20 protein-coding genes are annotated in these 23,904 nt (G+C 66.3%); 15 read left to right on the top strand and 5 right to left on the bottom strand.

Annotated features, from left to right (window positions below; all coding sequences use genetic code 11):
• The first annotated feature begins 131 nt into the window (after positions 1-131).
• From ACQRCJ_RS07500 to ACQRCJ_RS07480, 5 genes are all read left to right on the top strand, one after another.
• Positions 132-473 (top strand): MerR family transcriptional regulator, encoded by a 342-nt coding sequence (locus ACQRCJ_RS07500; RefSeq protein WP_168935531.1) that lies wholly within the window; start codon positions 132-134, stop codon positions 471-473.
• Positions 474-545: 72 nt separating this feature from the next.
• A complete protein-coding gene (gene rpe / locus ACQRCJ_RS07495; RefSeq protein ID WP_297137772.1) occupies positions 546-1,277 on the top strand; it encodes a ribulose-phosphate 3-epimerase in 732 nt (243 codons plus the stop codon).
• Positions 1,278-1,296: 19 nt separating this feature from the next.
• On the top strand, positions 1,297-3,291 hold the full coding sequence (gene tkt, locus ACQRCJ_RS07490) for a transketolase (protein ID WP_204625613.1): 1,995 nt from the start codon (positions 1,297-1,299) through the stop codon (positions 3,289-3,291).
• Between the two features lie 479 nt (positions 3,292-3,770).
• Complete coding sequence (locus ACQRCJ_RS07485; RefSeq protein WP_006008084.1) at positions 3,771-4,943, top strand: phosphoglycerate kinase; 1,173 nt, start codon at positions 3,771-3,773, stop codon at positions 4,941-4,943.
• Positions 4,944-5,312: 369 nt separating this feature from the next.
• Entirely contained in the window at positions 5,313-6,086 is a 774-nt protein-coding gene (locus tag ACQRCJ_RS07480; RefSeq protein WP_168935535.1) for a methyltransferase domain-containing protein, read from the top strand.
• Positions 6,087-6,107: 21 nt separating this feature from the next.
• On the opposite strand, the gene ACQRCJ_RS07475 is transcribed toward ACQRCJ_RS07480, so the two are convergent.
• The gene (locus ACQRCJ_RS07475; RefSeq protein WP_427799581.1) at positions 6,108-6,812 is read right to left on the bottom strand and encodes a hypothetical protein; all 705 of its coding nucleotides are present in this window, start codon (positions 6,810-6,812) and stop codon (positions 6,108-6,110) included.
• A 104-nt stretch (positions 6,813-6,916) separates the two neighbouring features.
• Between ACQRCJ_RS07475 and ACQRCJ_RS07470 the strand changes: the two genes are divergently transcribed.
• The 4 genes from ACQRCJ_RS07470 (at position 6,917) to ACQRCJ_RS07455 (ending at position 14,265) form a co-directional block, all read left to right on the top strand.
• Positions 6,917-8,587, top strand: a complete 1,671-nt coding sequence (locus tag ACQRCJ_RS07470) for an ASKHA domain-containing protein (protein WP_427799580.1) — start codon at positions 6,917-6,919, stop codon at positions 8,585-8,587.
• Positions 8,588-10,630, top strand: coding sequence for a small ribosomal subunit Rsm22 family protein (locus tag ACQRCJ_RS07465; protein ID WP_427799579.1), 2,043 nt, complete (start codon positions 8,588-8,590; stop codon positions 10,628-10,630).
• Between the two features lie 610 nt (positions 10,631-11,240).
• The gene (locus tag ACQRCJ_RS07460; protein ID WP_240937677.1) at positions 11,241-13,499 is read left to right on the top strand and encodes a vitamin B12-dependent ribonucleotide reductase; all 2,259 of its coding nucleotides are present in this window, start codon (positions 11,241-11,243) and stop codon (positions 13,497-13,499) included.
• A gap of 265 nt (positions 13,500-13,764) precedes the next feature.
• Entirely contained in the window at positions 13,765-14,265 is a 501-nt protein-coding gene (locus ACQRCJ_RS07455) for a metal-dependent hydrolase (RefSeq protein WP_006008068.1), read from the top strand.
• A gap of 123 nt (positions 14,266-14,388) precedes the next feature.
• Here ACQRCJ_RS07455 and ACQRCJ_RS07450 read toward each other — a convergent pair whose 3' ends face one another.
• The 3 genes from ACQRCJ_RS07450 to ACQRCJ_RS07440 form a co-directional block, all read right to left on the bottom strand.
• Positions 14,389-15,117, bottom strand: coding sequence for an aspartate/glutamate racemase family protein (locus ACQRCJ_RS07450; protein ID WP_168935539.1), 729 nt, complete (start codon positions 15,115-15,117; stop codon positions 14,389-14,391).
• Positions 15,118-15,249: 132 nt separating this feature from the next.
• Positions 15,250-15,942 carry a hypothetical protein gene (locus tag ACQRCJ_RS07445; RefSeq protein WP_303955812.1) on the bottom strand — a complete coding sequence of 231 codons (693 nt, stop codon included), beginning with the start codon at positions 15,940-15,942 and terminating at the stop codon, positions 15,250-15,252.
• 77 nt (positions 15,943-16,019) lie between these two features.
• Positions 16,020-16,829 (bottom strand): exodeoxyribonuclease III, encoded by an 810-nt coding sequence (locus tag ACQRCJ_RS07440; RefSeq protein WP_168935541.1) that lies wholly within the window; start codon positions 16,827-16,829, stop codon positions 16,020-16,022.
• A 123-nt stretch (positions 16,830-16,952) separates the two neighbouring features.
• Here ACQRCJ_RS07440 and ACQRCJ_RS07435 point away from each other — a divergent pair, with 123 nt between their 5' ends.
• The gene (locus ACQRCJ_RS07435; RefSeq protein WP_006008060.1) at positions 16,953-17,549 is read left to right on the top strand and encodes an IMP cyclohydrolase; all 597 of its coding nucleotides are present in this window, start codon (positions 16,953-16,955) and stop codon (positions 17,547-17,549) included.
• A gap of 47 nt (positions 17,550-17,596) precedes the next feature.
• A complete protein-coding gene (gene hflX, locus ACQRCJ_RS07430; RefSeq protein ID WP_427799578.1) occupies positions 17,597-19,231 on the top strand; it encodes a GTPase HflX in 1,635 nt (544 codons plus the stop codon).
• A 266-nt stretch (positions 19,232-19,497) separates the two neighbouring features.
• On the opposite strand, the gene ACQRCJ_RS07425 is transcribed toward hflX, so the two are convergent.
• Positions 19,498-20,163, bottom strand: coding sequence for a hypothetical protein (locus ACQRCJ_RS07425; RefSeq protein WP_239463887.1), 666 nt, complete (start codon positions 20,161-20,163; stop codon positions 19,498-19,500).
• A gap of 224 nt (positions 20,164-20,387) precedes the next feature.
• Here ACQRCJ_RS07425 and rfbF point away from each other — a divergent pair, with 224 nt between their 5' ends.
• The 4 genes from rfbF (at position 20,388) to ACQRCJ_RS07405 (ending at position 23,591) form a co-directional block, all read left to right on the top strand.
• Positions 20,388-21,152, top strand: a complete 765-nt coding sequence (rfbF, locus tag ACQRCJ_RS07420) for a glucose-1-phosphate cytidylyltransferase (RefSeq protein WP_168935543.1) — start codon at positions 20,388-20,390, stop codon at positions 21,150-21,152.
• A gap of 106 nt (positions 21,153-21,258) precedes the next feature.
• Positions 21,259-22,368 carry a CDP-glucose 4,6-dehydratase gene (gene rfbG / locus ACQRCJ_RS07415; protein ID WP_204625605.1) on the top strand — a complete coding sequence of 370 codons (1,110 nt, stop codon included), beginning with the start codon at positions 21,259-21,261 and terminating at the stop codon, positions 22,366-22,368.
• A gap of 82 nt (positions 22,369-22,450) precedes the next feature.
• Positions 22,451-22,921, top strand: a complete 471-nt coding sequence (locus ACQRCJ_RS07410; protein WP_168935556.1) for a dTDP-4-dehydrorhamnose 3,5-epimerase family protein — start codon at positions 22,451-22,453, stop codon at positions 22,919-22,921.
• A gap of 280 nt (positions 22,922-23,201) precedes the next feature.
• Positions 23,202-23,591: a YbjN domain-containing protein gene (locus ACQRCJ_RS07405; protein WP_289616452.1), complete on the top strand. Its 390-nt coding sequence runs from the start codon at positions 23,202-23,204 to the stop codon at positions 23,589-23,591.
• Positions 23,592-23,904 lie beyond the last annotated feature (313 nt).

The raw sequence follows: 23,904 nt of genomic DNA, 5'->3' as shown, positions 1-23,904 counted from the left end.
AGCCGTGCCCGCCCCGTGACGGAAGTGCTGCTGATACGGTATTCCACGGGCTGCGGCCCCCTTGCGGGGCCGCGGTCCGTGGCGCTGCGTGCGGCCCCGGCCCGCGCGGTGAAACCCGCAAGAGAGGGAGCATGTCGGAAAAACTCTACAAGATCGGCCAAGCCGCCGCCCTGCTCAACCTCAATACTTCCGTGCTGCGTTTCTGGGAAACGGTGTTCCCCCAGCTGACTCCCCGGCGTACGGACTCGGGCCAGCGTTTCTACACCGAAGAGGACATGGCCCTGCTGCGCCGCATCCAGCAGCTGCTGCACCAGAAGGGCATGACCATAGAAGGCGCGCGCCGCATCCTGGACGGCAGCGCCACCCTGGACGAGGTCCTGCCGGAACGCGCCGCCAGCAAGCGCGATCCGGCCCTGATGCTGAAGCTGAAAAACGAGCTGACCGAGCTGCGCCGCGTTCTGGCCGGCCGGTGATCCCCTGTCCTGCCGCTCCGGCAGTACGCCGCGGCGGTCCTGCACGACAGGCAGCGCACCACAGGATGCCGCATGATCCTTTCTCCTTCCCTGCTCTCCGCCGATTTCTCCCGTCTGGCCGACGAGCTCGCCGCCCTTGAGGCCGCGGGCATCTCCTGGCTGCACCTGGACATCATGGACGGGGCCTTCGTGCCCAATATCACCTTTGGCCAGCCCGCCATCAAAAGCCTGCGCAAACGCAGCAGCAAACTTTTCTTCGACGTGCACCTCATGATCGAGGAGCCCGCCCGCTATCTGGAATCCTTCCGTGATGCCGGGGCCGACATGCTGGTCATCCACGCCGAGGCCGACCGCCACCCCCAGCGCACCCTCAGCGAGATCCGCCGCCTGGGCATGAAAGCCGGTCTGGCCTTCAACCCCGGTACGGACATCGCCTCCCTGCGCTGGCTGGCCCCCGATCTGGACATGGTGCTGGTCATGAGCGTGAACCCCGGCTTCTCCGGCCAGAAGTTCATCCCCCAGAGCTTCGACAAGATCCGCGCCACCCGCGCCATGCTCAACGCCGCCGGTGCCGGGGACGTGCTCATCCAGGTGGACGGCGGCGCCTGCCCCGAGAACACCGCGCAGCTGGTGGCCGCCGGTGCCGACGTACTGGTCTCGGGCTCGGCCTTCTTCGGCCATCCGCCCTATGACCAGTGTCATCAGAAATTCCAGGCCGCCGCCCAGGCTGCGGCCGATAATGCCCACAATGCCCGTTGCGCTGCGGCCGCCCTGTGGCAGCCCGGCCGCGCCCTGAAAAAATAACTCAACAAAGGACCGCATCATGCCTACCCGCAGACAGTGTGCCAACGCCATCCGCGCCCTTGCCATCGACGCCATCGAGAAGTCCCGTTCCGGTCATCCCGGCGCCCCCCTGGGCATGGCCGACATGGCCGAAGCCCTCTGGCGCCACGGCTTCAAACACAATCCCGCCAATCCCGGCTGGATGGATCGTGACCGCTTCGTGCTGTCCAACGGTCACGCCTCCATGCTGCTCTATGCCGTGCTGCACCTCACCGGCTACGACCTGAGCATGGACGACATCCGCAACTTCCGCCAGCTGGGCTCCCGCACCCCCGGCCATCCCGAATGCGACGTGACCCCCGGCGTGGAAATGACCACCGGTCCCCTGGGTCAGGGCATCTCGTCCGCCGTGGGCATGGCCCTGGCCGAAAAGATGCTGGCCACCCGCTTCAACACCCCCGAGCACACGGTCATCGACCACCACACCTACGTGTTCCTCGGTGACGGCTGCCTCATGGAAGGCGTGTCCCACGAAGCCTGCTCCCTGGCTGGCGTGTGGGGCCTGGGCAAGCTCATCGCCCTGTACGACTCCAACGGCATCTCCATCGACGGCAAGATCGACGGCTGGTTCACCGAAGACGTGGCCGCCCGCTACAAAGCCTACGGCTGGCAGGTCATCGGTCCCGTGGACGGCCATGACGCCGAGGCCCTGGACGCCGCCCTGGCCGAAGCCCGCGCCGACGCCGAGCATCCCAGCCTCATCATCTGCAAGACCCACATCGGTTTCGGTTCCTCCAAGGCCGACTCCGCCTCCTGCCACGGCTCGCCCCTGGGCGTGGACGTGGCCGCCGCCACCTGTGCCGCTCTGGAATGGCATCAGCCCGCTTTCTCCGTGCCGGACGACATCGCCGCCGCCTGGGACGCCCGTGAAGCCGGCAAGAAGGCCGAAGCCGAATGGCAGGCCCGTTTCGACGCCTACCGCGCCGCCTGTCCCGAGCTGGCCGCCGAACTGGAACGCCGCATGAAGGGCGATCTGCCCGCTGACTGGGCCGACATCGCCGCCGCCATGGTCAAGAAGGCCGTGGAAGCCGGTGAGAGCATCGCCACCCGCGTGGCCTCCAAGAAGGCCCTGGAAGAACTGGTGGGCAACCTGCCCGAGATGCTGGGCGGTTCCGCCGACCTGACCGGTTCCGTGGGCACCAAGACCAGCCATTCCGTGAACTTCGATCCCGCCACCTGCACCGGCAACTATCTGGCCTATGGTGTGCGCGAGTTCGGCATGAGCGCCATCATGAACGGTCTGGCCCTGCACGGCGGCTTCATCCCCTACGCCGGCACCTTCATGGTCTTCTCCGATTACGCCAAGAACGCCCTGCGTCTGGCGGCCCTCATGGGCACCCGTGCGGTCTGGGTCTTCACCCACGACTCCATCGGTGTGGGCGAGGACGGCCCCACCCACCAGCCCATCGAACAGGTGCCCGGTCTGCGCCTCATGCCCGGCCTGGATGTCTGGCGTCCCTGCGACACCGTGGAGACCGCCGTTGCCTGGCAGTGCGCCCTGGAGAACGCCCACCGTCCCACCTGCCTCTCGCTCTCGCGCCAGAACCTGCCCTTCGTCAGCCGCGACGAGGCCCAGGTGCAGGCCATCGCCCGCGGTGGCTATGTGCTGCGTGACTGCGACGGCACCCCCGAGCTCATCCTCATGGCCACCGGCTCCGAAGTGGGCATCACCCTTGAGGCCGCCGAGGCCCTGACCGCCGAAGGCCGCAAGGTGCGCGTGGTCTCCATGCCCTGCTGCGAGCGCTTCGACGCCCAGGATGCCGCCTATCGCGAAAGCGTGCTGCCCGCCGCCGTGCGTGCCCGCGTGGCCGTGGAAGCCGCTGCCGCCGACTACTGGCGCAAGTATGTGGGCCTGGACGGTGCCGTGCTCGGCATGACCACCTTCGGTGCCTCCGGCCCGGGCAAGGCCCTGGCCGAGCACTTCGGCTTCACCTCCGCCCACCTGGCCGACATGGCCCGTCAGCTGCTGGGCTAAGGGCTGACATGATTTGTCGAGTAGAGAGGCCTGTGCTTTAGGGCCCCCTCCCCAAACGCCTGAAACCAAGGCCCGGGATCGCGGGATGACATATCCCCAGGTCCCGGGCCTTTTTGCGTCCTGCCCAAAGAGGACAAATTCCATGCTGGCGGGCGTGGACGGGACAGGCCGCAGCCATGTCCTGCCGCCAAGAGCGGGACGAACATGACCGTGCTTGCCCCTACCCCCAAGAGATGCCGGGCCGTATCCTCCTGACGGGCCCGATATACAGAACAGACATCCTCCTGAGGTCATCGCACCATGCCGTCCTCCCGTCCGGAGGCGGGACAGCGGTTGCCGGGTATTCCGCTGCCGGCATCCTCGTTGACCTTTGGGGCCGGGCTGGACTTTCCTCTTCGGGGAACATATCTTTTTGACAAACCGGACGCCGTGTCCCGGCCCTTCCCGGTGATCCCTTCCCTGACAAAAAGGAGGCAGACATGCCCATCAGACTGTTGCAGGACATGGAGTGCAGCGGCAAGACCGTTGTCATCCGCCAGGATCTCAACGTGCCCATGAAGGATGGCCGCATCACCAACGACAAACGTATCCGTGCGGCCCTGCCCGGCATCCGCATGGCGCTGGACAAGGGCGCGGGCGTGGTCCTGCTCTCGCATCTGGGCCGTCCCACCGAAGGCGTGGTGGAAGAAAAGTTCTCCCTGGCGCCGGTGGCTGCCCACCTTTCCGGCCTGCTGGGCCGTCCCGTGAAGCTGGCCGCCGACTTCGACGCCGCCAAGGCCGCTCCCGGTGAAGTGGTGCTGCTGGAGAACATCCGCTTCTTCAAGGGCGAAAAGAAGAACGATCCCGAACTGGCCGCCAAACTGGCCGCTCTGGGCGACATCTATGTCATGGACGCCTTCGGGGCCGCCCACCGCGCCCATTCCTCCACCGAAGGGGCCGTGCGCGCCGCCAAGGTGGCCTGCGCCGGGCCGCTCATGGCCGCCGAACTGGACGCCTTCGCCAAGGTGCTGGATGCTCCCGCCCGTCCGCTGATGGCCATCATCGGCGGTTCCAAGGTCTCCACCAAGCTGGGCCTGCTGGACAACCTGCTGGGCAAGGTGGATACCCTCATCGTGGGCGGCGGCATCGCCAACACCTTCCTGGCCGCTGCCGGTTACAGCGTGGGCACCTCCCTGTATGAGCCCGAGCTGGTGGACGATGCCAAAAAGGTCATGGCCAAGGCCAAGGAACTGGGCAAGACCCTGCCCCTGCCCGTGGACGTGGTCACGGCCAAAGAACTGGCCCCCGGCCAGACCGCCACGGTCTGCGACGTGGACAAGGTGCCCGCTGACGAGATGATCCTGGACGTGGGTCCCAAGACCGTGGAACTGTACGCCGGTCTGTTGCAGAAGGCTGCCACCGTGGTCTGGAACGGCCCCGTGGGTGCCTTTGAGACCGATCCCTTCGGCGCGGGCACCAAGGCCCTGGCCGAAGCCCTGGCGGCTTCCCCCGCCTTCGTGGTGGTGGGCGGCGGCGACTCCGTGGCCGCTGTGGAAAGCTACGGCCTGGCCGACAAGATGGGCTACATCTCCACCGGCGGCGGCGCCTCCCTGGAGCTGCTGGAAGGCAAACTGCTGCCCTCCGTGGCCGCCCTGCAGGATCGCGGCGAATAACTGACGCTCTTCCCGGAGGGGCCCGTCCCCTCCGGGATTTTTTTGTCTCCGGCCCGGGACTCGGACGCTGACCAGCCCGCGAGTCCGGCGAGTCCGGCCCGCAGAGCGCCACAAGGCTGTTGTCCTGCCGCCCCTCCCCCGGCAAGTTTCCCTGCCCTGGAGTGATTAAGGAAAGCTTTCCCGGCCTTTCCTTTTTCTGCCCCGAACGAGTTTTTTTCGTCTTCCGGCCCCGTCAATGCCTCCGGCACGTTGCGCGGACGGCCCGGCTGGGGTATCATCGCGCTGCGTCCGGCAGGGGGAGCCCCTTTGCCGTACCACCGTCCGCGGGCCCCGGGCCCGCCCCCTCTTTTGTCTTTTATGGAGGAAAATGTGCGGCGTTTTTATCAGGAAAGCTGGCAGGGAATCCCGTTTACGTCATTCTCGCACATTTCTTTTTTCCATCTGGCGGAACCCAAGTTTTACGCCACCTTCTATGAAGAGCTGTTCCGGCGCTTCAAGGACTGGGACGATCTGCCCGCCGTCTGGCGGCAGAACAAGCGCAAGGACGCCCAGTGGCTGGCCGCCCGCCTGCGCGAACAGGCCGCCCTGCGTCCTGAAGGTTCCGGCCCGCTGCGTGTGCTCTCCATCGGCAGCGGCGTAGGCTATATGGAACATTGTCTGGTGGAGGAGATGTCGGCCGACGAGCTGGAGCTGCACGTCAACGAGCCCAGCACCGTCAGCATGCGCTGGCTGCGCCGTCATGTGCCCAACGAGCGCATGTATATCGGCATGCCCCCGGCCTGCCTGCCGCCGGACGTCTTTTATGACGTCATCTATCTTTCGGCCGTGGACTACAGCATCCCCACCCGCGAGCTCCAGCACCTGCTGGGCGAATTGCGGGCACAGCTCGTGCCCGGCGGCCAGCTCATCTGCCTTTCGGCCTCGCTGCTGCAGGAAGACAGCTTCATCGGCAGTTTCGTCAACGCCCTCAAGATCGTCATCCGCGGCTTCCTGCACTTCCTGGGCATCCGCCGCCAGCAGTTCTGGGGCTGGCGCCGTACCCGCGACGAATACCGCGAGTTGCTGCGCAAGGCGGATTTCCGTCATCTGGAAGACGGCTGGCTGGAAGACGGTTTCGAGACCTACTGGATACGCGGCTGTTAGCCCGGCCCAAAGATATCCCTGCTAGATGATCCCGGATGCGCCTGCCGCGTCCGGGATATTTTTTTCCCGGCCGGGACCGGGAAAGGCCGAGCGTACGGCAAGATGGGTGCTGAAATCCTCGGGCAGGCACAGGCACAGGGCCCCGGCACGGCCGCCCAGCAGGCTGCGGAAGGCCAGATGCCAGACCGGCTGCTCATCGGGGGTCAAGACGGCCAGACGCGGCAGGGAGGAGCTGTGGCCGCAGCGGGGATGCCAGGACGACGGTTTGCCGGCCAGATCGAAGGCGGCCAGGAAGCGGTCCGCGAACTTGCGGGCCAGCATGGTCTCCAGCGCGGTCAGGGGACGCCGGCCGGGGCGCTCGAAGCCCCCCGCGCCGAAAAATTCTTCCAGCAGGCTGAAGACGAAGGCTCTGTCCAGCACGAGCAGCGCGGGCTCTTCCAGGCCCTCCAGCTCCACGGCACAGCAACAGGAAGCCTCGCGTATGCTGTCCGCCACGCTGCCGAAAGGACGACGGCGCACGGGCTGCGGCGTCAGCTCCAGCAGGCGCCCCCGCTGCTCCTCCATGCTGGCGGCGCACAGGCGGGCGCAGCGCGCGGCCAGGGCATCCAGCCGGGCTTCGTCGTCCGCAGGGGCGGCCGCTCCGGCCGGCGGAGCGTCATTCCCTCCGGCGGCAGGCAGGCCGTGCAACAGGGCGGCGATCTCTTCCTGTGAAAGTATGCTGCTCATGACTGTCGATTTCCCGTAGTTTGCGACAAAGAATGCAAGAACGAGGCCAAACGCCCGGGCCTCCGAGGCTTGCCTTGCCCGGCGCCTTGAGGCAGTGTGGCGGCATGAAACTTTGTGTCCATGAACTGCCCCGCACGAGCGCCGGGCAGGATGAAGTCCCGGCCGCGCCCCCGCGCTGCGGCCATGCGGCCCCCGGCGACGATCTGGCCCGGGCCGTCTGGCTGGGCGGGCTGGCGGCGCCCGTACCCCTTTGTTCCGGTCTGGGCCGTTGCGGCCGCTGCCGGGTCCGCTTCCATGACCTGTCCGTGGCGCCCGATCCCCTGCCGGAAGAAGAGGAGATCCTGGGCCCCGACCTGCTGGCCCGGGGCTGGCGTCTGGCCTGCCGTCGTCAGATAACTGACGCCATGGGCCCGGAGCTGCATCTCGATGTGCCCGCACCGGAAAAAATGACGGTCATGACCACGGCCGCGCCCTCCCTCCCGGAACAGGAGCATCTGGCCCTGGCCGTGGACCTGGGCACCACGTCGCTGTACTGGCGCCTGATCGCCGTCCCCGATGTCCGGGAAGAACCGGCCCCTGATGATTTTTCCCTGCTCTGCCGTCCACCCCTGCCGGTGTCCGTGGTGGCCGAAGGGCACGACCTCAACCCGCAGGCCGGGGCAGGCGCGGACGTCATGTCCCGCCTGGCCGTGGCCAGTGCGCCCGAAGGCCGGGCCCGGCTCGCCCGGCTGGTGCGCGACCATCTGGCGGCCCTGCTGCGGCAGCAGACGGCCTCCCTGCCCGGCATCCCTGTGGAGCGGCTGGTACTGGCTGCCAATACGGCCATGACCGACATTTTTCTGGACAGGGACATCAGCGGCCTGTGCGCCGCGCCCTACCGGCGCAGCCATGCGGGCGGCTGCGGCCTGACCGTGGAAGGGCTGCCGCCGCTGCTGATCCCGCCCCTGCCCGCGCCCTTCGTGGGCGGCGACATCAGCGCCGGGCTGCTCCGTTTGCTGGCCGACGGCCTGCCGCGCCCGCTGCTGCTGGCCGATCTGGGCACCAACGGCGAGCTGGCCCTCGTGGACGCCCGGGGCCGTCTGTGGCTTGCCAGCGTCCCGCTGGGGCCGGCTCTGGAAGGCATCGGGCCCCAGTGCGGCCGCATGGCCGGGCCGGGGAGCATCACCCGTTTCGAGGTCTCGCCCCTGGGACTGGCCTGCCACAGTGTGGACGGCCCCCTGGCGGCCGGGGCCGATGTGCAGGGCATCAGCGCCACGGGCTATCTTTCCCTGCTGGCCCTGCTGCTGCGTCTGGGCTGTCTGGATGCGGACGGGCATTTCCGCACGCCCGCCTCGCCGCTGGCCCGGCGTGTGGCCTCGCCGCCACAACAGGCCCGGACGGGGCTGCGCCTGCCCCTGCCGTACGGGCAATGGCTGGCCGCCGCCGACGTGGAGGAACTGCTCAAGGTCAAGGCCGCCTTCTCCCAGGCTCTGGAGGCCCTGCTGCGGGCCGCAGGGCTGGCCGCCGCCGATGTGGCCTGTCTGGCCCTGGCCGGTGCCCTGGGCGAACATTGTCCGCCCGCCTGTCTGGAAGAGCTGGGCTTTTTGCCCTCCGGCATGGGACGGCGCGTGCGTGCCGTGGGCAACAGCTCGCTGGATGGCGCCGCCCTGCTGGCCGCCGAGCCCTGGCGCCTGCCCGCACTGGCACGCTGGTGCGCCGCGGCCACGCTCGTCCCTGTTGCTGAAGATCCCGGCTTCCATGCCGATTACCTGCGCCATATGCGCTTTGGAGTATAAATGTCCGATACCCGACAGAAAAAATACGGCGAAGCTCCGGCCCCCCGCGGTCAGCGCCCCGCAGGCCGCGCGACGGAACGCCGTTCTTTCCATGAAGAATCCCGTAACGACCGCGAGCGTGGTCGCCGTTCCGAAGCACCGCGCCGCCAGTACTCCTCCTTTACCGGTGAGCAGGCCGAACGCCCCTCACGGCGTCAGGAAGAGTTCTCCGGCTGGAGCCGCCCCGGCCAGCGGGAGGCCCGCGCGCCCCGTGACGCCCGTCCGTCCCCGTGGCAGATGGAGTCCGAGCTCCTGCCCGCCCTGCCCGACGTGGTCCGGCGGGAACTGGATGCCCTGGGCCAGGCCCTGCGCACGGTGCGCCCCCTACGCAGCGCCCATTACCGCAACCTGCCTGCGGACATCGAGGCCCTTTCCCGTCTGCTGACCTGCGAACGCTCCGGCCTCTACCGGCCCTACTGGAGCTCCCCGGCCAGCACCAGCGCCTATCTGTATTATTTCCTGCCCTGGAACGTGCTGCGTCTGGCGCGTCTGTTCCGTTCCCTGCCCCTGCCCGATCCCCGCCTCTGGCTGGAAAAAGGCCAGACGCCCCTGCTGCTGGACGGCGGTTCCGGCCCCCTGAGCGTGCCGCTGGCCCTGTGGCTGGCCCGTCCCGAATGGCGCGCCCTGCCCATCCAGGTGCTGGCCGTGGACAATGCCGTGCAGCCCATGGAACTGGGCCGCGACGTCATGGCCGCCTGGGGCGACATCCTGGGCCAGCCCGTCTGGCAGGTACGAGTGGAACGGGGCTCGCTGGAGCACATGCCGCGCCTGGAACGCAAACTGGCCGATACGCTGGAGCGTCAGGAACGCCATCTGCGCCCCTGGCTGCTCACGGCGGCCAACGTGCTCAACGAACTGAGCGCCGAGAGCCGCCAGATGAACCGCGAAGACGACGAGGACGAGGAAGGCTCCGGCGGCGTGCGCCGTCTGGAGAACCTTCTGGACGAGCTGGAGCCCCTGTGCTGGCCCGCGCCCCTGAACGAGGACGAGACCGGCAGCGCCGACGAGGCCCTGCTGCCCGCGGCCCTCTTCGTGGAGCCCGGCACCCGTCTGGGCGGCAAGACCATCAGCCGCCTGCGGGATGCCGCGCTGGAGCGTGACCTGATGCCCCTGGCCCCCTGCACGCACCGGGCCCCCTGCCCGCTGGCCCACGCCCATGCCGGACGCGGCTGGTGCCACTTCACTTTCGACTGCGAAGGTGCGCCGCAATGGCTGCAGGAGCTGTCCTCCGCCGCCGGTCTTGCCAAGAGCGCCCTGAGCCTGGCCCCGCTGCTGTTGCGGGCCGATCCGACCGCCGGGGAAAGCCTGTTCGACGATCTGGACGACCTTGATGACGACGCCCCGGACAACAGCCGCGAAGCTGCGGCCATGCTGCGCCAGCCCCGGCCCGTGCGTGTGCTCTCCTCGCCCTTCGTAGTGCCCGGCCTGCGCGGTCAGGCCCGTTATGCCTGCTGTGCCGCCGGTCTGGCCGTGGTGCCCGATGCCGCCGCCCTGCCCTCGGGCGCGCAGCTCACGGCCCGGGCCCAGGCGGACGAACGGCCCGGCACGCCCCGCCGTGACCGCAAGAGCGGCGCCCTGCTGCTGGCCCTGCCCGCCGTCCCCGGCGGCAGCCGCGGCCCGGGACGTTCCGCGGGCTCCGAAGAACCGCGCCGGAACTTCCGTGACCGGCAGGAGGACAGATACGGGGACAAGCGCTTCGGCAGGCGCTCCGACGAACGCGACACTGCCGACGGCGCCTTCCGCGACCGCCGCAACGGCAACGACCGCCAGCCCCGCCGTGACGACCGGCGCGGGGCCCCGGAACGACCGGCCCATCCTCAGGACCGGCGTCCCGGACGGTATGAAGACGGCCGCCGTCCTGACCGAAACGACGATCCCCGTGCCTTCCCCCGGAACGACCGCAGGCCCGATGGCCGCCGCCCTGATCAGCGCTCTGACCGGCGCTCCGGCGACAGGCGTCACGGCGATGCCCCCAGGCGAGGCCGTGGCCGCGGGGAGGACTAGCCACCCTTCCTGCGAAGGGCCCGCAACGGGCAAACGTGTTTTCATACACATGTCCGCAGGCCTGCCGCACGGGCGTTCCGTCTGACCGGCAGCGGCCGCGCCGCTGCTGCCTGTGATCTGGCGGATGCCCATGAAATAAAAGATATGGGGAAGGGGTCCGAGCCCCTTCCCCTTCGTTTTGCCCGGCGCCCGATCCCGCCACCGGCAGCAGCACGGCACCTGCGGGCAAGCCCGGCAGGCTCTGCCGGAGGGCTTTTCCGGCGCTCTGTGACAAAAATCTTTTTCCGGGCCCGGAAAAATTTTTCTTTCCCCGCCTTTTTCTTTGCAGGTCAAGGCCCTGCGGGGGTTTTCCCCCGTGGGCCCTCCGCGGGTGACAAGAGCCGTTTTTTTCAAAAAACATCCTGATTTTATTGAACAAGATCAAAGCGGGCTTTTCTTCTCCACTGGAAGAGGCCCTTTATTTTCCCCAGGGGAACGCGTATAAAGGGCTTTCGCCGCGCGGTTCCAGACCGCCCGGCCTGTGAAGCCGATCGATCCAGCGTGCCGACTTTCCCCCAGCGGGAGGCCAGCCGCTTTTCTTTTTACCCAAAGGTCTGCCATGATCCCTCCCATGCCTCACGATCTGCCCGAGCCGCAGCTCAAGCCCAACACGGAAGTGGTGCTGCAGAAACGCTATCTGCACAAAAAAGCAGATGGCAGCACCGAGACGCCCCGTGACCTCTTCTGGCGTGTGGCCAGTGCCATCGCCGCTGAAGAAGCCAAATACGAGCGTTCCCCCTTCACCGCCGACGACCTGGCCCGCCAGTTCTACGACCTGATGACCAGCTGGCGCTTCCTGCCCAACTCCCCCACCCTGATGAACGCCGCCAGCGAGCTGGGCCAGCTCTCCGCCTGCTTCGTCCTCCCGGTGGGCGACTCCATCGAAGAGATCTTCGATGCCGTCAAGTTCGCCGCCATGATCCACAAGTCCGGCGGCGGCACGGGCTTCTCCTTCTCCCGCCTGCGCCCCAAGGCCAGCCGCGTGGGCTCCACCGGCGGCGTGGCTTCCGGCCCGGTCTCCTTCCTGCGCATCTTCAATACCGCCACGGAACAGATCAAGCAGGGCGGTACCCGGCGCGGCGCCAACATGGGCATCCTGCGCGTGGACCATCCCGACATCGTGGAATTCATCCGGGCCAAGGAAAAGGAAGGGGAATTCAACAACTTCAACCTTTCCGTGGGCCTGACCGAAGCCTTCATGCAGGCCGTGGAGCGCGACGAGAACTACGAGCTGACCGATCCCCACACCGGCAAGGTCACCGGCAGCCTGCGCGCCCGCGAGATCTTCGACCTGCTGGTCTGCCGCGCCTGGCAGACGGGCGACCCCGGCATCGTCTTCCTGGACCGCATCAACCGCGACAACCCCACGCCCGCCCAGGGCGAGATCGAATCCACCAACCCCTGCGGCGAACAACCCCTGCTGCCCTACGAGGCCTGCAACCTGGGCTCCATCAATCTGGCCTGCTTCTTTGTGCCCGGCCACGAGCATGACGAAGATCCCGCCGCGGCCGGTATCGACTGGGACGGCCTGAAGCAGGTGGTGCATCTGGCCGTGCGCTTCCTGGACAACGTCATCGACGCCTCGCGCTTCCCGCTGGAACGCATCGACGAGACCGTGCGCCGCAACCGCAAGATCGGCCTGGGCGTCATGGGCTTTGCCGACCTGCTCTTCCAGCTGGGCATCCCCTATGATTCCGAGGCGGGCATCGCCCTGGCCGAGCGCATCATGGGCTTCATCAATGCCGAAGGCCACGCCGCCTCGGCCCGTCTGGCCGAAGAGCGCGGGCCCTTCCCGGCCTATGCGGAATCCGTCTTCCCCCAGCGCGGCGAAGGCCCCTACCGTAATGCCACCGTCACCACCATCGCGCCCACGGGCACCCTGTCCATCATCGGCGGCTGCTCCTCGGGCGTGGAACCCCTGTTCGCCCTTTGCTTCACCCGCAACATCCTGGACGGCGAACGCCTGGTGGAAGTGAACCCCTATTTCGAGGCCGCCCTCAAGGAAGCCGGTCTGGGCACGCCCGAACTCATGGAGCAGGTGGTGGAAAAAGGCTCCATCCAGTCCCTGGATGCCCTGCCCGCCGCCATGCGCAAGGTCTTCGTCACGGCCATGGACATCGATCCCGTCTGGCACCTGCGCATGCAGGCCGCTTTCCAGCGCCATACGGACAATGCCGTGTCCAAGACCGTGAACCTGCCCCACAGCGCCACCGAACAGGACATCCACGACATCTACTGGCTGGCCTACAAGGAAGGCTGCAAGGGCGTCACCGTGTACCGTGACGGCTGCAAGAGCCTGCAGGTGCTGGCCACCGGCGAAGGCCAGAAGAAGATGGACGGCGAAGCCCCCGCGCCTGCGGAAAAGCCCCGCTTGGGCGTGGTGCGTAAGCGTCCCGAAGTGGTGCAGGGCTTCACCCAGAAGATCCAGACCGGTCTGGGCGCCATGTACCTGACCGTCAACGAGATCGACGGCAAGCCCTTCGAGGTCTTCGCCACCATCGGCAAGTCCGGCCGTTCCATCACGGCCAAGGCCGAAGCCATCGGGCGTCTGGTGTCCCTGGCCCTGCGTTCCGGCGTGGAGGTGCGCGACATCGTGGCCCAGATCAAGGGCATCGGCGGCGAACATCCCGTGTTCCGCGGCAAGGGCCTGCTGCTCTCCATCCCGGACGCCATCGCCTGGGTGCTGGAACGCCGCTACCTCAAGGACGAGCATCTGGGCGCCGGTGTGGCCGACATCGAGGAACACCGCTGCCCCGAATGCGACGAGCCCCTGGTCTTCCAGGAAGGCTGCCTGATCTGCCCCGCCTGCGGCTTCTCCCGCTGCGGCTAGAACGATCCGTACGGAGGGGGCTGCCGGACGCCTCTGTCGCCCTGCGCGACGGAAAGGCCTGCCGGTGGCCCCTTCTTTTCGCTGCCTGCCGTTTGCACGGCAAGGGCGGATGCCGCGCCGCACAGCCTGCATCCTCTGCCCGCAGGTGCCCGGCAGGTGCGCCCGCTACCGGAACAGGACAAGCGGAGACAGCCTCCGCCCGCCCCTTTGACCGCAGCCCGCGCCCGGCCTTCCGGGACGGTATCCCCAGTCTTACGGAGCTCCCATGAAATGGATCACCCACCAGACGGCGGGCGTCGGCGCCGCCCTGGCCCTGCACCTGCCGCTGGAAGGCGTGGTCGCCGCCTGTCTCGGCGCCATCCTGCCCGACAAGCTCGACCAGGCCATCGCCAAGCGCTCCCGCAACCCGCAGCGCACCTTCAACCAGATCCACCGCGGCACCACCCACTGGTTCGGCTGGTGGGTCGCCATCCTGCTGGTGGCCTGCAGCCATCTGGTGCCCCCGCACTGGCAGCCCGCCCTGCTGGGCATCGGTCTGGGCGGCATCAGCCATGTGGTGCTGGACATGCTGACCCCTTCGGGCATCCCCCTGCATCCCTTTTCCCGCAAGAACAAGCTCTCGTTCAAGGTCTGCTCCACGGGCAGCGTGGGCGAATATGTCTTTCTGGGCGTGATGCTCGTCCTGCTGGGCTTTTTGCTGGGCCCGGAAATGAAGGAGCTCATCCGTCACGTTCGCCAGCTGGGCATGCCCGTGCTGCATTTCTAGGTGTGGATAGAAGGGACGCGACTCTTTTTTCCTTCCTCTGTGCGGCGTATGCGCAACAAAAAAGCCTCCCATGACGGGAGGCTTTTTTGTTTGCTCTCAAAAGAGCAACGTCCAGAGCGGCCGCTACTTCTTCACCTTCACCGGCTCGGTATCCACCGGCGTCTCGTTGATGGCTACCAGCGCGGCCGTGCGGGCATGGATGAGCGTGGTATCGAACAGGGGCACGGCGATGTTCTCCTGCTGTACCAGCATGCCGATCTCGGTGCAGCCCAGGATCACGCCCTGGGCGCCCCGGGCGGCCAGATCCCGGATGGCCCGCAAGAAGGTCTCGCGCGAGCTGTCCTTGATGACGCCCCGGCAAAGCTCCTCGAAGATGACGCGGTTGATCTCGGCCCGGTCGTCCGCTTCGGGCACCAGCACCTGCAGGCCGTTGGCTTCCAGACGGCCGGTGTAGAAATCCTCTTCCATGGTGTAGCGGGTGCCCAGCAGGCCCACGCGCTGCACGCCCGCCATGTGCAGCTGCCGGGCCGTCACGTCGGCGATGTGCATCAGCGGGATGCCCACGGCGGCGGCGATCTGCGGGGCCACCTTGTGCATGGTGTTGGTGCAGATGACCAGAAAATCCGCCCCGCCCCGCTCCAGGGCCTGTGCGGCATCGGCCAGGATGCGGGCGCTCCTGTCCCAGTCCCCGGCCTGCTGGCAGCGTTCGATCTCGTCAAAGTCCACGCTGTAGAGCAGGCAGCGGGCCGAATGCAGACCGCCCAGGGTCTGGGCCGTCACCATGTTGATGATCTGATAATAGGTCAGCGTGCTTTCCCAGCTCATGCCGCCCAGAAGACCGATGGTTTTCATGTGTTCTCCCTGTAGTGCAACGGGGGCCTTACCCAAGCCCCCCTTAAAAAAGTCCGCATACGGCGGGACAAGAGAAGGACGGACAGACACTGCCATGCTTTTTCCCGTTCAATCCCCCGGGATGCGCGTGGCTTAGGCCTGTGTCAGCGGGCTGCTGTTGTCGTAGGCAAGGACATCGAGCAAGGCCGCACGGGCCCGCCACAAGCTGGCCTCGCCCGCATCCGCAGGCACGGGCGACTGATACCAGCGCTGCGCGTAGACCCAGCGCAGCAGCATCCCGTAGTTCCGGGGCTCGCTTATCCAGTACTGGGTGCGGCCCGTCAGACGCGCCAGCCCGGCTTTGGAGGCGCCGTTGATGGAGACGGCTCGGTCCGGGCGCGCCAGTGTCAGCAAACGCGTGGCTGTAGCCATGCTGAAACGGGGCAGACGCACGATGGTGTCCACCGCCGTCTGGGCACAGCGGATGAAGTCCATAATTGTCTCCGCTTCACGGGCCGCCAGGATGGCATCACGGATACGGATACGTATATGCCGGTATTCTGGAATGTCCTGCATAAACGTGGCCTTGACGATGCCCGCCCCGCGCAGAGAGCCCAGCAGGCCGTGCGGGCCATACTGCGTGCCCAGCCCCAGTAATATGGTGGCCTCCCGGTGACTCAGCTCATCCCACGAAGGCAGGGACAACACGGCTCGGGCGTCCTCCAGGCAACGCAGGTAGGAAGACAGGGAGATATTATCCCTGTGGCGTGCCCACAGGGCGTCCTGCTGTCGCAGCAGTGTGATATAAGCGTTCCAGTCACAGGAAGCGATGTTCAGCTCAGGCATGAGCCCTCTCCCAATACGGGAGGGACGACGCGACCTCCCCGGCAAAAGTCCCACCGGGAGCCACGAGGCCCTGTCCGTTAGATGTCCAGCTCCAGGCCCACGGGGCAGTGGTCCGAACCGTAGACGTCGTCCTCGATCCAGGCGTCACGGATGTACGGTTTCAGCTCTTCCGAAACGAAGAAATAGTCGATACGCCAGCCCACGTTCTTCTCGCGGGCGCGCATCTTGTACGACCACCAGGAATAGCGGCCTTCCACGTCGCCGTGCACATGGCGGAAGGTGTCCACATAGCCCAGGGCCGTGAAACGGTCCAGAAAGGCGCGTTCTTCGGGCAAAAAGCCGGTGTTCTTCTCGTTCTGCTTGGGCCGCGCCAGATCGATGGCCTTGTGGGCGATGTTGAAGTCCCCGCAGACCACGATGGGCTTGCTTTTGCGGCATTCTTCCGCATAGGCCGTGAAGGCGTCGAAAAAGCCCATCTTGTAGGGCACGCGCTTGAAACGGCCGGGGATGGGCTTGCCGTTCTCGTCCAGTTCCTCGGCGCCGCCGTTGGGGAAATAGCCGTTGAAGAAGTGGAACTTTTCAAATTCCAGATGCAGGATGCGCCCTTCGCCCTGCCATTCCGGCTGGGGCAGTTCGCAGCGCACGGCCAGCGGTTTGATGCGGCTGAACACGGCCACGCCGGAATAGCCTTTTTTCACCACGCTGGACGCCCAGTGGGCCTCCCAGCCTTCGGGGTTGGCCACTTCGGGCTTGAGCTGCTCGGGCATGGCCTTGGTCTCCTGCAGGCCGATGACATCGCAGGTGTTCTCGGCGAACCAGCGCCATTCGGGTTTGGCGGACACGGCACGCAGGCCGTTGACGTTCCAGGATACGAGTCTGATGGACATAGGACCTCCGCCGCCAGCATAGCGGCAGGTGGTGCCGGCCGCAAGCGCGGCATTGCGAACGGACCGTTTTTCTGGCAAAATCGCCTGCGGCAATAATGCCAACATGAGCCAAGGAGAATCCGTATGGATATGCTTCCTATCCGCCGCGCCATCCTGAGCGTGACGGACAAAACCGGACTGGTGGAATTTGCCACCTTCCTGTCGCAGAACGGCGTGGAGCTGGTCTCCACCGGCGGGACCATGAAGGCCCTGCAGGCCGCCGGTCTGCCCGTGACGGCCGTCAGTGACGTCACCGGCTTCCCCGAAATCCTGGGCGGCCGCGTGAAGACGCTGCATCCCAAGATCCACGGGGGCATCCTTGCCAACAAGGACATCCCCGAGCACATGGCCACGCTGGAAGAAAAGGAGATCAAGCCTTTCGACCTGGTCTGCGTGAACCTGTACGACTTTGCCGGTGCCGTGGAGCGCAAGCTCTCGCTCGAACAGGCCGTGGAGGAAATCGACATCGGCGGTCCCTGCATGATCCGCGCCGCTGCCAAGAACTTCCACAGCATCCTGGTGCTGCCCGGAACCAAATGGTACGCCACCGCCATGCAGGAGATGAAGGAACACGACATGAAGGTCAGCCTGGACTTCCGTCAGGCCATGGCCTCGCGTGCGTTTGAAGCCACCTCGCGCTACGACGCCCTCATCACCTCCTACCTGCGTCCGGGGGCCTAGCCATTTCCAGGCTCGAAGGCAACCTGCAGGGGCTCAAGCCCAGCCAGTTGAAGGCCCTCAACCGGCTGACCACTCGACGTCTCCCGGCCACTGATGTCTATACCATCGACCAGGCCCGGGAACTGTCGCTGTTGTCGCGCGCCCTGGGGCGTCAACTGGGCATGCTCATCGACCGTAAAGGCCGCGTGGACATGGTACTGGTGGGCGAGGCAGGCGGGATCCTGATCCCGGAACTGCCCCGCGCCCGCTCCGGTGCCGACCGTCTGCGCGGCCTTCGTCTGCTCCACACCCACCTCACGCCCGACGGCCTCAGCCAGGAAGACCTCATGGACCTGCTCTTCCTGCGTCTGGACGCCATCATCGTGCTGACCGTCAATCCTGACGGCGACCCCGTGCAATGGCAGGAGGCCCATCTGCTGCCCACCCCCGTGGCCGGGCAGCCCTACCGTGTGGAGCAGCTCCGCCCCTGGGACCAGACCAGCGCCCATTTTGCCGCCACCGCCGAAGCTCTGGAAGAAGAGCTGGCCCGCAGGAGCGACGACACGCGCGAGGCCTCGGACGCGCCCCGCGCCCTGCTGGTCTCCGTGGCGGCCCAGCCCCGCATCATCCAGGAGCGCAACCTCGACGAGCTGGCCGAGCTGGCCCGCACCGCCGGTCTGGCCGTGGCCGGGCGCATGGTGCAGCGCGTGGCCCAGGTCAATCCCAAGTTCATCCTGGGCAAGGGCAAGATGGCCGAGCTGGAAGTGCTGGCCCTGGAGGGCCGCGCCGGGACCCTGGTCTTCGACGGTGAGCTTTCCCCGGCCCAGCTCCACAACCTGGCCGACATCACCGAGCGCAAGGTGCTGGACCGTACCCAGCTCATCCTGGACATCTTTGCCCAGCATGCCGTGACCCGCGCGGGCAAGCTCCAGGTGGAACTGGCCCAGCTGCGCTATACCCAGCCCCGCCTTACGGGCAAGAACCGCGCCATGGACCGCCTTATGGGCGGCATCGGCGGACGCGGCCCCGGCGAGACCAAGCTGGAGACCGACCGCCGCCGCAGCCGCGAGCGTATGGCCCGCCTGCGCAAGGAACTGGACCAGCTGCGCCGCCAGCGGGCCTTCACCCGCTCCCGCCGCGCCCGTCGCGGCATCCCCATGGCCGCGCTGGTGGGCTACACCAACGCGGGCAAGTCCACTCTGCTCAACAACCTGACCCGCTCCGAGGTGCTGGCCGAGAACAAGCTCTTCGCCACCCTCGACCCCACCACCCGCCGACTGCGCTTCCCGGCCGAACGCGAGATCATCCTGGCCGACACCGTGGGCTTCATCCGCAACCTGCCCAAGGAGCTCATGGATGCCTTCCGCGCCACGCTGGAAGAGCTGGAGTCCGCCGACCTGCTGGTGCATGTGGCCGACGCCTCGCATCCCGACCTGCTGCAGCAGATCACCTCTGTGGAGACCATCCTCGAGGAGCTGGAGCTGGAGCATATGCCGCGCATCCTGCTGCTCAACAAGTGGGACCTGCTGGACGTGCCCGCCCGCGCCGAACTGGCCGATGCCTTCCCGCACGCCATCCCTGTCTCCGCCCGTACCGGCGACGGCCTCAAGCGCCTGCTGGAAGTGCTGGAGAACATGCTGCTCAGCACCCAGCAGAGCCAGCTGCTCATCCCCTTTGAAGAGGATGGCCCTGTCCTGCAGTAGCCCGCCCGGGATACCGACCGGACGTTGTGCCCCTTCGCTGGATCGGCCGTCGCATGGGCTGCCGTTACGGTTCTTTCCGCCGTCTTTCCGAGATCGGCCATTTTTCCTGACAGGCAACGCTCAACGCGCTGCCGCTGCACGGCATTTTTGTTTTTTTCGCGCGTGGCGCCAATGTGCCGACGCCATAAAAAAGGGCCGCTCCTGGAGCGGCCCTCATGGCATCATAACGACGTTCTGCCGTCACACGACGGCAACCTTATCGTTGTCTACAGCGTGACGGCCCCATCGCCCTTGGGAGCGGGCTTGGGAGCAGGCTTGGCTGCGGGCTGCTGCGCCTTGGCCGGAGCGGCGGGCGCGGCCTTGGTCTGCGATCCCGCCTGGGCAAAGGCGCGGGCCATGTTCTCCATGACGGCCCGGCCCACCACGCGCCAGGTCTCGCCCTGCTTCCGCAGAGCCAGCCAGGAGGTCATGCCGGCAGGCGTGGTCACGGAAGCCACGGCCGCATCGGGGCCCAGCTCCACCACCTTGGCGTTCCTGAGCGATTCCGGCACCCACGGGCAGTCGGGGCGCTCGGCCTTGCGGCAATGGGCCATGAGCTCACCGGTGGAGACACCGCGGGTCAGGCTCTTGCGGAGTTTGTCCTCCATGTTCAGGGCGCTGCCCAGCAGCTGGTCCATACCGCCCAGCCCCAGATCCTGGCCCAGGGAATCCAGCATGTTCAGGGCCTCGTTCTCATTGGTCATGTTCCGCGCCTCGTTGGCGGCGAACAGGGGCATGTCCATCTGGGCCAGGAAGGCCGCGCTGTCGTTCTTTTCCATGGCGTCGGCCATGGCGCCGAGCGGTTTTTCCGGGCCGGACGAAAGGCAGGACGCCAGCAGGCCGCAGGTCAGGGCGAGCGACGCCAGCAACAGGGATCTGCAATTTTTGCGCATAGGATCCTCCATGCAGGAAATGACTTTTGGGCGACATACAAGATAGCGCAGACGCCGGTGGTTGCCAAGCGTTCGCCCCGCCGCAATGGCCGGGAAACAGGGGCTTTTTTTCCGTCACGCCTTTTGCTAGCATCGCCGCCGGCTGACCGTGCCATCCCGGCCGGTCGGGATACGAAACCTTTGGCAACTGCTGTCCCGCTCCGTGGCGGACAGGCGGAGGCTGTATGAAAGTTATCATCATGTGCGGCGGCAAGGGCACCCGGCTGCGGGAAGAGACCGTCATCAAACCCAAGCCCATGGTCGAGATCGGCGGGCGGCCCGTACTCTGGCACATCATGAACATCTATGCCCGTTTCGGCTTCAAGGACTTCATCCTGCCCCTGGGCTACAAGGGCGAATACATCAAGCAGTATTTCCACGACTACAACATCCGCAACACGGATTTCACCGTGGACCTGCGCAGCGGCGCCATCACCCCCCATCCCCGCGAGATCGAGGACTGGCGCGTGACCCTGTGCGATACCGGCCAGGAGACCCTCAAGGGCGGCCGCCTGAAGCGCGTGGCCCGCTACATCGATACCGACCGCTTCATGGTCACCTATGGTGACGGCGTGGCCGACATCGACATCGACAAGCTCATCGACTTCCACATGAAGTCCGGCACCATCGGGACCTTCACCGGCGTGCGCATGCCCTCGCGTTTCGGCACCGTGCGCACCGACGAGAACGGCAAGATCCTGTCCTGGGAAGAGAAACCCGTGCTCAATGAGTACATCAACTGCGGCTTCTTCGTCTTCAAGCGCGAGTTCTTGGACTATCTGGACGAAGACGAATCCTGCGATCTGGAAAAAGAGCCCCTGCAGCGCCTGGCCGCCGAAGGCCAGCTCTCCATGTACCCGCATCCCGGACAGTGGCAGTGCATGGACACCCTGCGCGACTCCATCAAGCTCAACGAGCTGTGGGACAGCGGCAAGGCCTTCTGGAAATAGATCCTCCCGGCGGGGCTGCGGCCCCGCCTTCCTTCCGGGCGCCGTCCGGCGACCCGCCCTTTTCCCGTCATGACGCCGGCGCGAACACGACCGGCAGGAGAAGACCATGTTTGCCAACTGCTATAAAGGCCGCCGTGTGTTCATCACCGGCCATACCGGTTTCAAGGGCTCCTGGCTGGCCGCGTGGCTGAGCCAGATGGGCGCCACCGTCTGCGGCTTTGCCGACTGCGTGCCCACCAGCCCGTCCCATTTCGAGGCCATGCATCTGGAACAGCACGTGCAGGACATGCGCGGTGACATCCGCGACCGTGATGCCGTGGTCCGCGCCATGAAGGAATTCCGCCCCGATGTGGTCTTCCATCTGGCCGCCCAGGCCCTGGTGCGCAAATCGTACGAAGACGCGCCCCTGACCTTCGAAGCCAACATGCTGGGCACCCTCAACATGCTGGAGGCCGTGCGCCAGTGCCCCAGCGTGGAAGCCGCGGTCTTCATCACCTCGGACAAGTGCTACCGCAACGACGAGTGGGTCTGGGGCTACCGCGAGACCGACCATCTGGGCGGCGACGACCCCTACTCCGCTTCCAAGGGCTGCGCCGAGATCATCGCCCATTCCTATTTCAAGAGCTTTTTCAAGGACGGCCCGGCCTGCGCCACAGTGCGTGCCGGCAACGTCATCGGCGGCGGTGACTGGGCCGCCGACCGCATCGTGCCCGACTGCGCCCGCGCCTGGGCCGCCGGTCAGGCCGTGCAGATCCGCAGCCCCTGGGCCACCCGCCCCTGGCAGCTGGTGCTGGAGCCCCTGTCCGGCTATCTGTGGCTGGGCGCCCATCTGCTGGGTGCGCGCAAGGGGCCCTTCGAGACCCGCGGCGAGGCCTACAACTTCGGCCCTGCCGCCAACGTCAACAATACCGTGGCGGAAGTGGTGGAGGCCCTGGCCCTGCACTGGCCCGGCTTCCGCAGCGAGATGGACAAGGCCGGACAGGCGGGCATGAAGGAATGCACCCTGCTCAAGCTCTGCTGCGACAAGGCCCTGGCCCATCTGGGCTGGAAAGCCACCCTGACCTTTGAGGAGACCATCCGCTTCACCGCCGAATGGTACCATCGTTTCTATCGCGGCGACGGCGCCAAGCAGGGCTCCATGCTGGACTTCAGCCTGGGCCAGATCGCGGCCTATGTGAACGCCGCCGAACAGCGCGAGCAGCTCTGGACGAAATAAGGCCGCCCGCCCGGTCTTCCGGGCGGGTCCGCCGTCCAGAAAGGACATCCCCATGGAACGTTCCGAACATCCGTGCCCGGACATGGGCATCGACGGTGTCAGCTTCCAGCCCCTGAAGGTCATCACTACCCCCGGCGGCCCGGTGATGCACATGCTGCGCCCCGACTCTCCCCTGCGCCCCCACGCCGAGACGGCGGACGGGGAACTGCATCTGGGCGAGGTCTATTTCTCCGAGGTCCTGCCCGGGGCCATCAAGGCCTGGAAACGCCACCGCCGCCAGACCCAGTACTACACCGTGCCCCACGGCCTGCTGAAACTCGTGCTCTATGACGCCCGCCCCGATTCGCCCACCTGCGGCGTGCTGCGGGAACTGTATCTGGGCCGCCCCGACCATTACGGCCTTTTGCGCATCCCCACGGGGGTCTGGTACGGCTTCACCGCCGCCACGGACGAACCGGCCCTGATCTGCAACTGCGCCGACCTGCCCCACGATCCCGAAGAAGGCGAACGCCTGCCCGCCGATACGAAGGACATCCCCTACAGCTGGGACTAGCAGGGATTTTTGAGGGGAGGGGGATCCATGCCTGCGCCAGGAGGGTGCTCCCTCCCCTCTTCACAAAACATCCTTGTTCCGCAATAATAGTACGCTGGTCAGATATGACGACGAGGGCAACAGTACGCGGCCAACTCCCCCGCAACAGGCGGAGCTCCGGCGATGTGCCCTTCCTGCCTGCAACAAGGCCGTGTCTTACGGCGGCAGGCACCACCGGGAGACGCTCCCGCAACGTCTGCTCCCCTGCCCCGCACGGGAGCTGCCAGCCCCCGAGGTACCCATGACGACAGAAGAACTGCAAAAGATACTTCAGACCGAAGGTTACATCGCCCATGTGGATGATGACGGCGACCTGACCTTCAAGGCCCAGGGCCGCACCCTTTATATGACCCTTTCGGAAGACGATCCCACTTATCTCCGTATCTTCACGGACCTGACCGTCCCGGCCGACAAGGCTGACGAGCTCGCTGTACTCAGGGAGGGGAACCGCCTTGAATGCAAGCTGAAATGCGTGAAGTGCATGCTCCTCGACCAGGATGAGGAAAGATTCTTCATCCGTGTCGCTATCGAGTGCTTCAGCGATACCGAGATCCTCGAGGAGGAGATCACGCGCTATATCGACATCGTATGTGCCGCCCATTTCGAGCTTGGGCAGACCCTGCTGATGTGACCTCTCTGACGTGATCCTTTCACTCCCATGACGTACGGCGGCTGGCAGGAAGACTGCCAGCCGCTTCCGGTCTGTATGACGGAAAAGGCACGACCTTCGACCGCACCGGCGAAGCTCCCCTTTTCCGGCCCGCATCACCCGGACATCAAAAAAGACGGACGGCCGCCAGTTGAGCGACCGTCCGTCCTTTCTTTGCAAATACCGTCTTTACGTAACGCCGGGGAACAGCATCATGTCCCAACCGTCCACGGCACGATGCTCCAGCCTCCCTGCCAAAGTGCATCGGGAAGGGAGCCGGGCCGGGGAAGGCCTT

This window comes from Desulfovibrio sp. SGI.102 (assembly GCF_050314315.1).
Taxonomy (GTDB): Bacteria; Desulfobacterota; Desulfovibrionia; order Desulfovibrionales; family Desulfovibrionaceae; genus Desulfovibrio.
Note: the sequence above shows the minus strand (reverse complement) of the source record. Positions and strands in the feature narration are given on the sequence as shown.